Consider the following 14,399-nt stretch of genomic DNA (forward strand, 5'->3'; position numbering starts at 1 on the left):
TGCGTGATGTCTACTTCCCCCCCGCTTGTTGTCGCTGACCGCTACCGGCTCGTCGCGCCGCTCGGTCAGGGCGGGATGGGTCGTGTCTGGCGGGCGACCGATGTCGTCCTGCACCGTGACGTCGCGATCAAGGAGTTGGTCCCGCCACCTGGGCTTACTCCCGACGAGCGGCAGGAGATGCGGGAACGCTCGCTGCGTGAGGCGCGGGCGATCGCCCGGCTGAACAACATCAACGTGGTACGTGTTTTCGACGTCCTCCGCACGGACGCCGACCCGTGGATCGTGATGGAGTACGTGCCATCCCGCTCCCTTCAGGACATCCTCGCCGCGGACGGCCCTTTCAACCCGGTCCGCGCGGCCGAAATCGGGCTGGGTGTGCTCGGCGCCCTCCGGGCAGCTCACCGCGCCGGCGTGGTGCACCGCGACGTCAAGCCGGGCAACGTGCTCATCGGCGAGGACGGCCGGGTCGTACTGACGGACTTCGGACTCGCCACAGTCCCGGGCGACCCGAACGTCACCCGTACGGGATTGGTCCTCGGCTCTCCGGCCTATATTGCCCCCGAGCGCGCGCGCGACGGCACAGCCGGACCCGGCGCCGACCTCTGGTCCCTTGGCGCGACCCTTTACGCGGCCGTCGAAGGGGCCTCCCCCTTCGCGCGCCCGTCCGCGATCGCAACACTCGCCGCGCTGGCCACCGAAAACCCGCCGCCGGCCCGCAACGCAGGCCCGCTCAAGCCCGTCCTCAACGGCCTGCTCCGCAAGGACCCGGCGCACCGCATCAACGCCGAAGAGGCCGAACGCCTGCCCCTGCGCGCCGCCGGCCGCCGCTCGAAGCTCGCCTTCCCGATGAGCCCGACGATGCGCCGTCCGGGCGTGGGCCGCGAACGTCCGCCGGTCGTCCCGGGCGTGTCAGCCAGCGCCCCCGTCGTCCCCGGCCCGCGCCCGCCGGTCACCAATTCGGGCGGCGCACCGGCACCCGCCCCGGCCCCGGCCCCGGCAGCCGAACCTGCGGCCGAGATGCCGGTGGAGATCAAGCCGCCCGACGTCAAGCCCGTGGAGGACAAGGCGAGGGAACGAGCCGAGCCGGCCCGCGCCACCCCCAGCGATGTGGACGAGCTACTGGACGCGGTCGGTGAGGCCCACGCCCGGTTCTCCCCGCTGCGCACCGGCACCACCACGCTCGACCGGCTGCACCGCGCGGCCGAGTCGCTGGCCTACCAGCTACGGGTCGGGCGCACGCCGGGGCAGGCCGAGGCGGCCCGCAACGCCGCCGTGCGCCTGGCCGCCGACCTGGGCATGATGGGCCGCCAGCTGACCGACACCGTCGAGCAGGTCGAACGCGAGCTGGATGAGGTGCGCGGCCGGGCCGAGCGGCTGCGCCTGGTTCCGGCCTTCAGCATTTTCACCGCGCTGCACCGGGCCGTGCGCGATGCGGCCGACACCGAGGGCAAACGGATCCGCTTCGAGGGCCGCGGCGGGGAGCTGCGGATGGACCCGCAGGTGCTGGCGCTGGCCAGCGGCGCGCTGTCGCACGTGGTGCGCAACGCCGTGGTGCACGGCATCGAGGACGAGCCGGGCCGGGCCGCCGCGGGCAAGCCGGCCGAGGGTCACGTGGTGGTGGAGATCCAGCGGCGCGGGCGGTACGCGGCGTTCTTGTGCACCGACGACGGGCGGGGCTTCGACCTGGCCGCGGTGCGCCGTACGGCGCTGGCCCGCGGCCTGCTCATGCCGGGCAGCACCGAGCCGGATCAGCAGACCCTGGTGGACCTGGTGCTGCGCGGCGGGATCAGCACCTCCCCCACGGTCACCGAGGTGGCCGGGCGGGGCATCGGGCTGGATGTCGCGCGCGACGTGGCCGACCAGCTCGGCGGCGACGTGGCCGTGCGGACCGGAACCGGCCGGGGCACCACCATCGAACTTGTGCTGCCGCTGGCGCTGCTGTCGCTGCACGGGCTGATCGTCGAGGCGGCCGGCACGGTGGCGACGGTGCCGCTGGACGCCGTGCGGACCTGTGTGCGCCTGCTGCCCGAGCAGGCCACCACCGCGGCGGTAACCGGCAAGCTGGCGCACAACGGTGAGGCGGTGCCGTTCCTGCCGCTGGCCCGGGCGTTGTATGCGGGTACGGCGGTGCCCGAGGGCGGTGGGCCCGGGGTGGCGGTGATCGTTGCCGCGGACGGGGACTCGGTGGCGGTGGGGGTGGATCGGCTGGCGGGGACGTCTACTTTGGTCGTACGGCCGCTGCCTGATCTTGCTCCTGCTGCTCCGGTGATCGGTGGTGTGTCGATGGATCTGGACGGCAATCCGCGGCTGGTGCTCGACGCGCAGGGCCTGATCGCCGAGACGGCCCGATCCGGTTCCGGCGGGGTGGCGGTGCCCGAGCCCGCGCGGCGCCTGCCCATCCTGGTGGTGGACGACTCGCTGACCACGCGCATGCTGGAGCGCAGCATCCTGGAATCGGCCGGGTTCGAAGTGGACCTGGCCGCCTCCGGTGAGGAGGGTCTGGAACGCGCCCGGGGGCGCGAGTACGGGCTGTTCCTCACCGACATCGACATGCCCGGCATCAACGGCTTCGAGTTCGTCGAGCAAACCCGCGCCGACCCCGGGCTGGCCAAGGTACCGGCGATCCTGGTCAGCTCGCGCGCCAGCGCCGAGGACCGGGCGCGCGGCGCCGCGGCCGGGGCGAGCGCCTATGTGGTCAAGGGCGAGTTCAACCAGGAGGAGCTGCTCGCCCACATCCGCAGGCTGGTCGCATCATGATCCGGGTGCTGGTGGTCGAGGATTCGGCGACCATGCGCCACCTGCTGCGCGAGTCGCTCGCCGGGGACCCGGAGCTGCAGGTGGTCGGCGAGGCGGTGGACGGCGACCAAGCCGTGGAGATGGTCCGCCGGCTGCGCCCCGACGTGGTGACCATGGACATGATGCTGCCCACGATGAGCGGGCTGGAGGCCACCGAGCACATCATGGCCGAGACCCCCACCCCGATCCTGGTGGTCTCCTCGGCCGACCGGCAGGAGCTGTTCAGCACCTACAACGCCCTCGCCGCGGGCGCGGTCGACGTGCTGGAGAAGCCGCGCGGGGACGCCTCGGACGCCAACTGGGGACGGCGGCTGTGCGGCTGCGTGCGGATGGTGTCGCGGATCCGGGTGATCACCCACCCCCGGGCCCGGCTGGCCAACCGGTCGGTGCGCACCGAACCCGCCCCGCCGGTGAGCATCCCGGTCCCCGCGGGCCCGCCCGGCGTGGTGGTGGTCGGCTCGTCCACCGGCGGTCCCGGCGCGCTGACCGAGTTGCTGCGCGGATTGCCGCCGACCTTCCGTACGCCGGTGCTCATCGTGCAGCACATCGCGGCCAGCGAACCGTTCGCCGTGGCGTTCTCCGACTGGCTGGCCGGGCAGACCGGCCGCGCGGTCAGCTACGCCACCGACGGCGTGCCCACGCGTTCGCTGACCGGGCGGGTGCTGCTGGCCCCGCCGGACCGGCACATACTCCTGCGCGACGGCTTGGTGCGGCTCAGCGACGCCCCGCCCCGGCACTCCTGCCGGCCCTCGGTGGACGTGCTGTTCGAGTCGGTGGCGCCGGAGTACGGCGGGGCGGCCACCGGCGTGCTGCTCACCGGCATGGGCCGCGACGGCGCCGAGGGGCTGCTGCGCATGCGGGCCCGCGGTGCGGTCACGTTCGCCCAGGACGAGGCCAGTTGCGTGGTGTACGGCATGCCCCGCGAAGCCGCGCTGCTCGGTGCCGCCGCGCACATCATGCCCCCGGCCCGCATCGCCGCCCGCCTGGCCGAGCTGGCCACCGCTACCGGGGTGACCCGATGACTGCCACCCCCACCGTGCTGATCGTCGACGACAGCCTGACCGTACGGATGGACCTGCACGAGTCCTTCGAGGCCGACGGCTTCGCCACCATCCTGTGCGCCACCGGTGAGCAGGCCCGCGCCGCGTTCGCCGCCGGTGGTTTCGACGTGGCGGTGCTCGACGTGCTGCTGCCCGACGCCGACGGCGTGGAGCTGCTCACCGAGCTGCGTTCGCGGGCCGGCGGCGACACCACTGTCACCGTGCTGCTGTCCAGCGAGGCCGAGGTGGCCCACCGGCTGCACGGGCTGCGTACCGGCGCGGACGAGTACGTCGGCAAACCCTATGACGCGGGCTACGTGGTGGCCCGCTGCCGCCAGCTGCTCGGCGAGCGCACCGGGCAGGTGCCCTCGATGGCCACGACGGTGCTGGTCATCGACGACAGCCTGACCTTCCGCGAGCAGCTGCGCGCGTTGCTCCAACCCGAGGGCTACGCCGTGCTCACCGCGGCTTCCGGCGAGGAGGGCCTGCGCACGGCCGCGGATCGCCGTCCCCAGGCGGTCATCGTGGACGGGGTGATGCCGGGCATCGACGGCGCCACGGTGATCCGGCGGATGCGCCTGGACCCGGCGCTGCGTGACACGCCCTGCCTGTTGATGACGGCGGCCGACGACTACGCCACCGAGGTGCAGATGCTGGAGGCGGGCGCGGATGCGTTCGTGCGCAAGCAGCAGGACCTCGCCGTAGTGCTGGCCAAGCTGGCTGCGGTGCTGCGGACCAGCGCCGAGAAGTTGCCCTTCGAAGCCATCGGCAGCCTGCACGGGCCGGGCAAGGTGCTGACGGTGACCGCCGAGCGGTGCCGGCTGGCCGAGCTGGCCGGGGCGCTGCGCACCGACGGCTACGACGTGGTGGAGGCCGGCAACGGCGATGACGCGCTCAACCTGCTGGCCGCGCAGCCGGTGGACTGCATCGTGCTCGGGCTGGGCGCCGGTGCCGCCGAGCTGTGCAAGCGGATCAAGGAGGTGCCGGTCATCGGCGAGACGCCGCTGGTGATAACCGGCGAGCACGAGGACGCGCTGCTGGAGTGCCTCGCCGCGGGCGCCGACGATTACCTGCGCTGGGATGACGGGGCGGAAACCCTTCGAGCGCACGTACGCTCCCAGATCCGCCGCAAGCAGTCGCTGGACGAGAGCCGCCGCATCCGCGAGGAACTCATGCGCCGTGAGCTCGACGCGGCCGGGGAACGCGCCGCCCGCCAGCTCGCCGAGACCCGGGCCGCGCTGGTCGAGGAGCTGGAGTGGCGCAACCGGGAGCTGGAGGCGTTCAGCGGCTCGGTGTCGCACGACCTGCGCGGACCCCTGCAGATCATCAGCAGCTTCGCCGAGACCATCCTCGAGGACGAGGACATCGAGCCGCTCGGCGAGCAGGCCCGTCACCGGGTGCAGCGCATCCACGCCGCCGCGCTGCGCATGGCCGACCTGGTCGAGTCGCTGCTCATCCTGGCCCGGGCCAGCCGCGGCGACCTGCGCCGCCAGCACTTCGACCTGACCATGACCGCCTGGCAGGTGATCGGCGAGGTGCACGCCCGCGAACCGGGGCGCAAACTCGACTTCGTCGTGGCCGCCGACATGACCGTCGACGCCGACGAGGGCCTGGTCCGGGTGATCCTGGAGAACCTGGTGAACAACGCGTTCAAGTTCACCCGCAAGATCGAGCACCCGGTGATCGAGGTCGGCTGGAGCGGCCCCGGCGACAACCCGCGCTACCACGTCAAGGACAACGGAGCCGGGTTCCCGGCAGGCAAGGCGATCGAGCTGTTCCGCCCGTTCGCCCGCCTGCACAACGCCGAGGACTTCCCGGGCACCGGCATCGGCCTGACCACGGTGCACCGGGCCATCGAACGCCACGGCGGCGAAATCCACGCCGAAGGCGAAGACGGCCGCGGCGCCACGTTCTGGTTCACCCTGCCCCCGGCTCGCTGATGAGGCCGGGGGCAGCCGGCGAGGCGCCCGGGTTCAGCCACCGGTTCAGGGCCGCTATGTCGGCTCGGTCCTTGGGACGGTCCAGCGCCTGCTTGTATCTGAGCACGTCGGCAAGCCGGGCGAACGGCAGGCCTTCGATCATTTCCGCGTTGTCGATGAGCTGGTCGGCGTCCCATTCCGGGGAGATCCATCCCGGTGAGAACTGAATCAACCCGTCGCAGAACAAGGCCATGGGCGCGCCGTTGAGGTCCCCGACGGCAGGCGCGCCGCAATCCTGGACGCGCTGCCAGACGGCGCCGCGAGCGACCACATCGACATCGCGCAGGTGCGTACGCAGCCCGTGCGCCAGCAACGGGCCGCTGCCGAAGACGACGAAATCCCTGCAGTCGAGCTCGAGCTTGGTCACCAGCTCGACCAGCTCGCGAATCAGGCGATCGTCGGCAAGGCTCACCGAGCGGTGCACCTGGGGCATGATCACATTCCTTGCCGTCGAAGGATTCGTCTGGTCTCCCGCACCAAGGCGGAGGACTGGGCCGGTCCGGGAGTCGCTGCCTGTTCGGCATGCCCCACCCTGCCTGCATCAGCGGGGGGCTGTCCTTCCAGCTGGCTGCACGCAATGATGATTTTGGGTCGCTCACTCGGCCGCGTGTTCTCGAGCGCCTTCGCCAGCCGGCGGGTGCGGGCCTGTTGTTCGATCCAGGTCCGCAGCACCGAGGCCAGACCGAGGATGACGGCGAACACCGCAACCCCGCCGGCCGCCTCGTTGAGCAGATAGTCCGGCATCAGCAGACCGGTCACGACACCGTGAGGTCGCCGTCGGCGACCCGGCGCAGGACGGGTAGCTGCACGATTGTGATCATCTGCCGTCCTGTCCCCACGATGCCGGAAGCCTTCAGCTTCCCGATGACCTTCTTCACGGAGTCGAGCTTCTTTGCTCCGATCAGAGCCGCGAGATCCTGCTGACTCAACCTCAGCGTGACGCTGCCGTCATCGCCGGCCCGGCCCAGCCCCAGGTCCGACAGCTCGACGAGCCGCTTGGCCAGTTGCTGTTCGATCACCAGCTCGGATTCGACGGTGCGCATGGTGGCGCGGTCGGCCACGTCGTCGGTCATGGCGAGCAGGGCGTGCATGGCCCGCGGGTGGGCGTACAGGAACTCCAGCCACTTCGCGCCGGGCAGGTACAGCGCCTCCACGTCGTCGAACGCCACGATGCTGGCCATCCGGGGCTGCCCGCGGATGACCGCCATCTCGCCAACGATCTGACCGGGACCCCGGATGTCGATGATGCGCGGCGGCCGGCCACGGGTGGCTTTGACATGCCCCTTCTTGAGGAGCAAGGCGAAGTCACCCGGCTCGCCCTCGAGGAAGAAGGGATGGCCGGACGCTCGGTGAATCGGGTGCCCCACCGCTTCCAACGCGGCCAACTCCTCGTCGGAGAGGAGAGGCATCGGCTGATCAAAGGGGATCGTCGCCACATTCGAAAGTGTAGAACGACACTTTCATGAGCACCATAGGATGCACCCGCCCAGGTGCGGCGGGTTCATGGTCAGCGGCATCGCAACGACCGGCGCCTCGGTGCGGATCGTCGCTGGTGGCGGCCGAGGCCACCGGCTGGAAGGCAAGCATCAGCACGGCCGCGGCCGCGAGTACCCATCGTCTTCGCACACCACGTCAACGACCTGCCGGGCCGAAGCTCACGGGTCCGGCAGGTCGTTGAGCGATCATTCCGCGGACAGCGCCACGACCGGGCTCACCTTCGCGGCCTTGCGCGCCGGCAGCACACCGGCCAGCAGGGTCAACGCCACCAGTGCCAGGAACACCAGCGCGAGCTGCCACAGCGGGAAGGCGAAAGGTGCCTGCAGGTTCAGGGTACGGATGGCCAGCCACGCGTACGGCACGCCGAGCAGCAGTCCGAGCACCGCGCCGAGCACCCCGTACAGGGCCGACTCGGTGGTCAGCATCGAGCGCAACCCGGCCCGGGACAGACCGACCGCGCGCAGCAGCCCGGCCTCGCGCACGCGTTCGACCACCGAGAGCGCCACGGTGGTACCCACGCCCACGACCGCGATGAGCACGGTCAGCCCGACCAGGCCCAGCGCCACCGCCAGCACACCGGTGATCACCTTGTTCGTCTCGTCGCGCGCATCGGCCAGCGGGGTCAGGCCGAGCCCGGTGCTGCCCTGCATCAGCTGGGTCATCGCCTGCTGCGCGGCGGTCCGGCCGTCCTCACCGGACTTTGCGGAGTCGGCGAGGATGCCGTCCAGCGTGGCCGGCGTACCGAGCGCGGTCAGCTGAGCCGGGTCCAGCACCATGGCGGCCTGCAGCGGCGCCGAATCCGGGAGCACGGCCACCACCTCGACGCTGGCCTTCTTCTTGCCGTTGAGCATCGTGACCGTGTCGCCCACGTTCAGGTGGTTGACTTCCGACAGCCAGCCGGAGACCACCGCCTTGCCGGGGCCCAGCGCGGCCAGCGAGCCGTCCTTGACGTCGAGCTGCTCCAGCGCGGGCAGCGTCGTCAGGCTCAGGTCGGTGACGGTGTACGAGTCCTCGCTCGCGCCCAGCGTCACCTGCTGCTTGCGGTAGCCGGTGGCGTGGGTCAGGTCGGTGCTCTGCCGGGCGCGTTCGAGCAGCTGCGCCGGGATCCGCTCGTCGCCCTGGGTGGTCAGCTCGAAGTCGGCCGGGCTGGAGGTGGCCAGGTCGCGCTGGGCGACCACCCGCACCGAGGCCCCGCCCACCACGACCCCGGAGATCAGGGCGACGCCGAGCGCCACGACCACGGACACCGCAGCCGCGCGCCGGGTGGCTCCCCCGACCCCGCCCACGGCGAGCCGGCCGACCGGGCCGAGCCCGCGCAGGGCCACCGCCACGCCGGCCAGCACCGGGCGCACGACCAGCGGGCCCAGCACGATGAGGGCGACGAAGGCCAGCGCCGCGGACGCGACCACGGCCGTCAGCAGATCCTGCAGGTTGTCGTTCGCGGCACCCCGCTCGGGCAGATTGGTCAGCACGTAGCCGGCCAGGCCTGCCGCGCCCAGCGCGACCAAGCCGCCGAAGACGCCCCGGACCACGCCGATGCCACGCTTGCCCTGGGTGGCGCCGGCCGCGCGCAGGGCTTCCAGCGGCGCGACCCGGGCTGCCGAGAAGGCCGGGGACAGCACGGCCACCACGGTCACCACCACGGCCAGCAGCAGCACGCCGAGCAGCGGGAGCAGCGAGATCGTCGGTGAGGCCAGGTGCACTCCACCGGATCGCAGCAGCGGCGGCAGCGCCAGCCCGGCCGCGATGGCCAGGAGCACACCGGCGAGCCCGGCGGCGAGCCCGGTCAGCGCGCCTTCGACGGCCAGCGCCCGCCACAGCGCACCGCGTCCGGCGCCGATCGTGCGCAGCAGCGCCAGCTGACGCATGCGCTGGGCGAACACGATGCGGAAGGTGGACGCGGCGACCAGCCCGGCGGCGAACACCGCGACGGCCACGAAGACGCCCACCACGGCGAACAGGACGTCGACGTCGCTGGCGGCCCGGTGGGCCTCGAACGAGCGCTGCTCCTCACCGGTGAACACCTGCGGGAGCACGGTTTCCGGCGTGGCCGGGGCGGCGTGGATGATCTGCTGCACCGCGGCGGTCACGGCGCCGGCGTCGGCGCCCGGCTGCAGGCGCACCTCGATGCGGTCGAGCTGGTCGCCCCCGTTGAGCTTGCTGACCACCGGCTGCGACGCGTACGCGTTGGTCCCGAAGTCCTCCTTCGCCTCCACCAGCGCCGTGACGGTCATCTGCACCGGGTGCAGCGGCTTACCCTTGTCGTCGAACTGGCTGGCCAGCGACACCGTGGAGCCCAGCGGCAGGCCCATCCGGTCCGCGGTGCGCTGGGTGACGGCGATCTGTCCGGGCTTCGAGGGGTACGAGCCCTTGCTCACCGTCACCTGCGACAGCGGCCCGCTACCCGGGTCGGCAGCCACGTCGAGGTACTGCTGGGAGTTCGTGCCCACCTGGGCGTAGGCCGTCAGGCCCCCGATCGCCTCGGCCACCCCGGGCACCGCCTTGATCTTGGCAAGCTCGGGGGCGTGCAGCTCCGCCGAGCCCTCCTGGCTGCCGACGACCAGGTCGACGGCGGCCGGGGTGCCGCTGAGCCCGTCCAGCACCGTCTTCTCGGTGATGTCGCGGGCCAGCACGGTGGCGTAGACGACGAACGAGGCGACGAGTACGGCCAGGCCGGTGAGCAGCAGACGAGCCGGGCGACGGGCGACGCCGGCCAGCTGGGTGCCGAGAACCTTCACCGGTGCGCTCCCAGTTCCTGCAGGGCGGCGGCGATGGCGGCGTGGCTGGGGCGATCGAGGTCACCGGCGATGCGCCCGTCGGCGAGCATCACCACGCGGTCGGCGTACGCGGCGGCGGCCGGGTCGTGGGTCACCATGACGACCGTCTGGCCGAGCTCGCGTACCGAGGTCTGCAGGAAGGTCAGCACCTCCGCGCCCGAGCGGGAGTCGAGGTTACCGGTCGGCTCGTCGGCGAAGACCACCTCGGGCCGCGAGATCAGCGCCCGGGCCACGGCGACGCGCTGCTGCTGACCGCCGGAGAGCTCGCCGGGGCGGTGGGTGAGCCGCCCGGTCAGGCCCAGCTGCTCGGTGAGGCGGGCGAGCAGCCCGCGCTCGGGGCTCCGGCCGGCCAGGTCGAGCGGGAGCAGGATGTTCTGCTCGGCGGTCAGCTGCGGCAGCAGGTTGAAGGACTGGAAGATGAAGCCGATGCGCTCGCGGCGCACCTTGGTCAGCACCCGGTCGCCCTGCACGGTCAGGTCGGTGCCGCCGAGCAGCGCCCGCCCCGAGGTGGCCGTGTCGAGCCCGGCCAGGCAGTGCATCAGGGTGGACTTGCCGGAGCCGGACGGGCCCATGATCGCGGTGAACTGGGCGCGGGCGAAGCCGACGGTGACCCCGTCGAGGGCCCGCACGGCGGTGTCGCCGCTGCCGTACACCTTGACCAGGTCCACGGCCGCGACCGCCGTACCACCGTCTTCTGCGCCAAGCGTGACCGCCGGGGCGGTGGCCATGGACTGCGGGTACATCAAGCCTCCAGGAAAGTGCTGCGGTTGGTGTTGCCCGCTAAGCCTGCGGGAGAGCGGGGGTCGGGCACATCGGACCGGGGAGGGGACACGACACGCCGCGGATCTGTCTTTCGGCCGATGGGAGCGAGCCCGGTGGCCTTTACGCTCGGAGGGCGATGATGAAACAACGGGATGTGCTGCGGCGCCTGGGTCAGCTGGCGGCGCTGTTCGTCATGTTCTGCCTCGGCCTGATCGACGTGGCCGCCAACAGCATGACGAGCGCCGGACTGATCCCCGCCCTGCTGCGGGTCGCGCTGGCGGTGGCCACGGCCGCGGTCTGGCTGCCCCGGCACAAGCAGGGCTCGCGACGCCTGCCGATCACCGCCCTCGCGCTGGCCGTGGCGTCGCTCTTCCTGACCCTGGTGTCGGTGGCGCTGAGCCAGGGCTCCGGGGGCGGTTACGGCTTCTCCGAGACGCTGGGCCTGCTCGGCGTGATCTTCGTGGTGTGCCGCCGCGGCGAGACCCAGTGGTCGATCGGCGCGGTGCTGGGTCTGAGCATGGCGGTCGGGTTCCTGCCGCTGCGCGGCGGCCTCGACTACGACATGATCATCGTCGGCCTGGTGCAGGGCCTGGTGGCCACCGCCGTGATCGGGTCCGGCATCTACCAGCGCGTCATCGAGGGCAACCGGGCGCGGGCGATGGATTCGGTACGAGCCGAGCAGCGCGCCGAGTTCGCCCGCGACCTGCACGACTTCATCGCCCACCACGTCACCGGCATCGTCGTGCAGGCCCAGGGCGCGCGCTACATCGCCGAGCAGGACCCGCAGAAGGCCATCGAGGCGCTGGAACGCATCGAGGCCGCGGGCGCCGAGACGATGACCTCGATGCGGCGCATGGTCGGGGTGCTGCGCGACCCGGACACCCCGCCGGACGCCCCGCTCGCCCCGCTGGCCGGCGTGGACGAGCTCAAGCCGCTGCTCGAACAGTTCACCAACGCCGGCGGTCCGCTCGCGCGCCTGCACGTGGAGGGCGACACCAGCGGGTTGCCGGTTGAGGTGTCCACCTCGGCGTACCGGGTGGTGATGGAGGCGCTGACCAACATCCGCCGGCACGCCCGCGGCGCCCGGGTCGCCGACGTGTGGGTGCGCCGTACCCCGCAGTGGCTGCTCGTGCGCGTCGCCAACGACGGCTTGGAGGCTACGCCCGCGGCCCGCGAGGCGCCGGGGTACGGTCTGGTGGGCCTGCAGGAGCGGGTCCGCGCGGTCGGCGGCCGCATCACCGCCGGGCCGGGCATCGACGGGGGCTGGGTGGTCGACGCCGCGCTGCCGCTCGACCGGTCCACGGCGTGGTAGCCGTCCGGCACAGGGAGACTTGAGTGATTCGGGTTCTGATCGCCGACGACCAGGCGATGGTGCGTACCGGCTTCGGCATGATCATCGGGGCGCAGCCCGACATGGAGATGGTCGGCGAGGCGGCCGACGGCGTCGAGGCGGTGGCGCTGGCCCGCAAGCTCAAGCCGGACGTGGCCTTGTTCGACATCCGCATGCCACGCATGGACGGGCTCGAGGCGCTGCGGTTGCTGGCCGGCCCGGGTGTCGCCGAGCCGGTCAAGGTCGTCGTGGTGACCACCTTCGACCTCGACGAGTACGTGCACCAGGCGCTGCGCAACGGCGCGGCCGGCTTCCTGCTCAAGGACTCCGGCCCTGCGCTGCTGGTGGAGGCGGTCCGAGCGGCGATGTCGGGCGACGCGCTGATCAGCCCGTCGATCACCGTACGGCTGCTGGAGCATCTCTCCCCGCCCACCCCGGACGGCGACGACGGCGGCCTGTCCCCCCGCGAGCTGGACGTGGTGAAGCTCGCCGCAACCGGTCTCACCAACGCCGAGATCGCCCAGCAACTGTTCATCTCGGTGGGCACGGTCAAGACCCACCTGGGCAGCGTGCAGACCAAGCTCAACGCCCGCAACCGGGTGGAGATCGCCGCCTGGGCCTGGGAACGCCGCCTGGTCAGCCGCCCCTGACCGAGCGACCTGTGCGGGCGTTCACCCCGTGACGGCCCAGTAGCGGCGGATCGGGCCTTCCTCGCTCACACGCACGTCCTCCAGCACGCCGCCGCTTTTCTCGATCACCTGCCGTGAGGCCCGGTTGCTCTCCCGGCAGGTGATCAACACCCGGTCAAGACCGAGCTGCTTGGCGTACGCAAGCACCTGTGCCACCGCGAACCGGGCCAGTCCCCGGCCGCGGGCTGCCGGGCGCACCCCGTAGCCGATGTGCCCGCCCCAGGAGAGCAGGGCGTCGGTGAGCTCGTGGCGCAGTGCGATGCTGCCGAGCACCTCGTCGCCCTCGACCACCCACCAATAGGTGCAGTGCACCCAGTCCGGCTCGGGTTCGACCGCCGGATCGGATTGGCGCAGCAGGCCCCGGATCCACGCCGCGAACCCGTCGGCGGTGTCCACCTCGTCGCCGGGGCGCAGGCCGCTGCCATCCTGGTGCACGCCGCGTCCCCAGTCGTCGCGGGCGGCCAGCCACTGCCGGTGCAGCCGGGACGTCGGTGCGATCAGCTCCGGCACGGGCCCGCGTCCTCGGTGCCGGGGCCGTCGACGCGGGCCAGGATGCGCCGGGCCATGTCGCCGAGCTGGGCGAGTTCGTCGTCGGTGAGCGCGTCGAGCACCAGCGATCGGATGGCCGCCACGTGCCCGGGTGCGCTTTCCAGCACCTTCTCCCAGCCCTGGCCGGTGAGCACGGCGTTGGTGTAGCGCCCGTCCTCGGGGCAGGCGCGGCGCTCCACCCAGCCTTTGGCCTCGAGCCGTTTGACCACGTGCGACAGCCGGGACAGCGAGCCGTTGGCCAGCGCGGCCAGGGCGCTCATCCGCCGGGTTCGTTCGGGGGCCTCGGACAGGTTGGCCAGCACGAGGTAGTCGAAGTGGCTCAGCCCGGAGTCGCGCTGCATCTGCGCGTCGAGGGCGGCGGGCAGGCGCAGCAGCAGGCCGCCGACCGGCAGCCAGGCTGCGAGCTCGCCCGGGGTCAGCCAGCGGGGCGGGGCGGCGGCGGGTTCAGCGGTCACGCCCCCATCGTACTGCCCGTTTGAAGCTTCAACAGCCGCTGAACCTGCCCCTGACGGGTGGCCGCCATCTGCTCCGCGAGTGCTTTGGCCGGCGGGTACTGCCCACCGGTGCTCTCCATGCGGCTCACTTCCACACAGTTGTGCAGGTGACCCAGCAGCAGCGCTTCGGCCGTACCGTCAAAATTGTCTTTGGTGGCCTGCAGCTCGGCAATGTCGGAAGGCCGCAGCGAATGCAGATCGCCGTGCCCCTCGTGGGCGCCGCTGCTGGGGTCGGCGGTCAGCGGCTGACTCCAGCCCAGCAGCCAGCGCTGCATCGTGCCCTGCTCCTCGGCCCACTGGGCCTGCAGCGCCGCGGTCAGCGTCTTGAGCTCTGCGTTCTTGGCCCGGGTTTGCGCGGTGGTGAGAACTTGCTCGCCTTGGCGGATGTACTCCAGGCTCATCTGCAGGAACATCACGTCGGTGCTGTTGAAGGCCGGCGGGGGCACGCTCCTGGGCTGCGCACCGCAGGCCGCCAGGCTCAGCAGG

At 72.0% G+C, this 14,399-nt stretch carries 13 protein-coding genes; 5 read left to right on the forward strand and 8 right to left on the reverse strand.

What is annotated here, in order from left to right:
• Positions 1-6 precede the first annotated feature (6 nt).
• From TFC3_RS39700 to TFC3_RS29045, 3 genes are read left to right on the forward strand one after another with little or no spacing between them, the layout of a single operon-like run.
• Positions 7-2,757, forward strand: coding sequence for a protein kinase (locus tag TFC3_RS39700; RefSeq protein ID WP_067508460.1), 2,751 nt, complete (start codon positions 7-9; stop codon positions 2,755-2,757).
• Positions 2,754-3,818, forward strand: a complete 1,065-nt coding sequence (gene cheB / locus TFC3_RS29040; RefSeq protein WP_067508462.1) for a chemotaxis-specific protein-glutamate methyltransferase CheB — start codon at positions 2,754-2,756, stop codon at positions 3,816-3,818. The genes TFC3_RS39700 and cheB overlap by 4 nt, the downstream gene beginning before the upstream one ends.
• The gene (locus TFC3_RS29045; RefSeq protein ID WP_067508464.1) at positions 3,815-5,776 is read left to right on the forward strand and encodes a response regulator; all 1,962 of its coding nucleotides are present in this window, start codon (positions 3,815-3,817) and stop codon (positions 5,774-5,776) included. Before cheB ends, TFC3_RS29045 begins: the two co-directional genes overlap by 4 nt.
• Here TFC3_RS29045 and TFC3_RS29050 read toward each other — a convergent pair.
• The 5 genes from TFC3_RS29050 to TFC3_RS29070 all read right to left on the reverse strand — a co-directional run bounded on the left by TFC3_RS29050 (position 5,754) and on the right by TFC3_RS29070 (position 10,832).
• Positions 5,754-6,248 (reverse strand): hypothetical protein, encoded by a 495-nt coding sequence (locus TFC3_RS29050; RefSeq protein WP_067508465.1) that lies wholly within the window; start codon positions 6,246-6,248, stop codon positions 5,754-5,756. The genes TFC3_RS29045 and TFC3_RS29050 overlap by 23 nt on opposite strands.
• A 2-nt stretch (positions 6,249-6,250) precedes the next feature.
• On the reverse strand, positions 6,251-6,574 hold the full coding sequence (locus tag TFC3_RS29055) for a hypothetical protein (protein ID WP_067508467.1): 324 nt from the start codon (positions 6,572-6,574) through the stop codon (positions 6,251-6,253).
• Positions 6,571-7,224, reverse strand: a complete 654-nt coding sequence (locus tag TFC3_RS29060; protein ID WP_153040532.1) for a Crp/Fnr family transcriptional regulator — start codon at positions 7,222-7,224, stop codon at positions 6,571-6,573. Before TFC3_RS29060 ends, TFC3_RS29055 begins: the two co-directional genes overlap by 4 nt.
• A 273-nt stretch (positions 7,225-7,497) precedes the next feature.
• Complete coding sequence (locus TFC3_RS29065; RefSeq protein WP_067508469.1) at positions 7,498-10,050, reverse strand: ABC transporter permease; 2,553 nt, start codon at positions 10,048-10,050, stop codon at positions 7,498-7,500.
• Positions 10,047-10,832, reverse strand: coding sequence for an ABC transporter ATP-binding protein (locus TFC3_RS29070; RefSeq protein ID WP_082772592.1), 786 nt, complete (start codon positions 10,830-10,832; stop codon positions 10,047-10,049). Before TFC3_RS29070 ends, TFC3_RS29065 begins: the two co-directional genes overlap by 4 nt.
• A 155-nt stretch (positions 10,833-10,987) precedes the next feature.
• Between TFC3_RS29070 and TFC3_RS29075 the strand changes: the two genes are divergently transcribed.
• Together TFC3_RS29075 and TFC3_RS29080 are read left to right on the forward strand one after the other, a co-directional pair.
• Positions 10,988-12,163 carry a sensor histidine kinase gene (locus TFC3_RS29075; RefSeq protein WP_067508471.1) on the forward strand — a complete coding sequence of 392 codons (1,176 nt, stop codon included), beginning with the start codon at positions 10,988-10,990 and terminating at the stop codon, positions 12,161-12,163.
• Positions 12,164-12,186: 23 nt separating this feature from the next.
• Positions 12,187-12,831, forward strand: a complete 645-nt coding sequence (locus TFC3_RS29080; RefSeq protein WP_067508473.1) for a response regulator transcription factor — start codon at positions 12,187-12,189, stop codon at positions 12,829-12,831.
• 21 nt (positions 12,832-12,852) lie between these two features.
• Here the strand turns inward: TFC3_RS29080 and TFC3_RS29085 are convergent, their stop codons facing one another.
• The 3 genes from TFC3_RS29085 to TFC3_RS29095 are packed head-to-tail and all read right to left on the reverse strand — an operon-like array spanning position 12,853 to position 14,326.
• Complete coding sequence (locus TFC3_RS29085) at positions 12,853-13,380, reverse strand: GNAT family N-acetyltransferase (RefSeq protein ID WP_067508475.1); 528 nt, start codon at positions 13,378-13,380, stop codon at positions 12,853-12,855.
• Entirely contained in the window at positions 13,368-13,874 is a 507-nt protein-coding gene (locus TFC3_RS29090) for a MarR family winged helix-turn-helix transcriptional regulator (RefSeq protein ID WP_067508477.1), read from the reverse strand. Before TFC3_RS29090 ends, TFC3_RS29085 begins: the two co-directional genes overlap by 13 nt.
• Positions 13,871-14,326, reverse strand: coding sequence for a DUF305 domain-containing protein (locus TFC3_RS29095; RefSeq protein ID WP_236718599.1), 456 nt, complete (start codon positions 14,324-14,326; stop codon positions 13,871-13,873). Before TFC3_RS29095 ends, TFC3_RS29090 begins: the two co-directional genes overlap by 4 nt.
• Positions 14,327-14,399 lie beyond the last annotated feature (73 nt).

It is taken from the genome of Actinoplanes sp. TFC3 (assembly GCF_001553785.1).
Classification (GTDB): domain Bacteria; phylum Actinomycetota; class Actinomycetes; order Mycobacteriales; family Micromonosporaceae; genus Actinoplanes.

Excerpts from the sequence above, each read along its gene's own strand:
- TFC3_RS29075 (WP_067508471.1), top strand. The coding sequence starts at position 10,988 with ATGATGAAACAACGGGATGTGCTGCGGCGCCTGGGTCAGCTGGCGGCG.
- TFC3_RS29095 (WP_236718599.1), bottom strand. The coding sequence starts at position 14,326 with ATGTTCCTGCAGATGAGCCTGGAGTACATCCGCCAAGGCGAGCAAGTT.
- TFC3_RS29070 (WP_082772592.1), bottom strand. The coding sequence starts at position 10,832 with ATGTACCCGCAGTCCATGGCCACCGCCCCGGCGGTCACGCTTGGCGCA.
- TFC3_RS29045 (WP_067508464.1), top strand. The coding sequence starts at position 3,815 with ATGACTGCCACCCCCACCGTGCTGATCGTCGACGACAGCCTGACCGTA.
- TFC3_RS29050 (WP_067508465.1), bottom strand. The coding sequence starts at position 6,248 with ATGCCCCAGGTGCACCGCTCGGTGAGCCTTGCCGACGATCGCCTGATT.
- TFC3_RS39700 (WP_067508460.1), top strand. The coding sequence starts at position 7 with ATGTCTACTTCCCCCCCGCTTGTTGTCGCTGACCGCTACCGGCTCGTC.
- TFC3_RS29060 (WP_153040532.1), bottom strand. The coding sequence starts at position 7,224 with ATGCCTCTCCTCTCCGACGAGGAGTTGGCCGCGTTGGAAGCGGTGGGG.
- cheB (WP_067508462.1), top strand. The coding sequence starts at position 2,754 with ATGATCCGGGTGCTGGTGGTCGAGGATTCGGCGACCATGCGCCACCTG.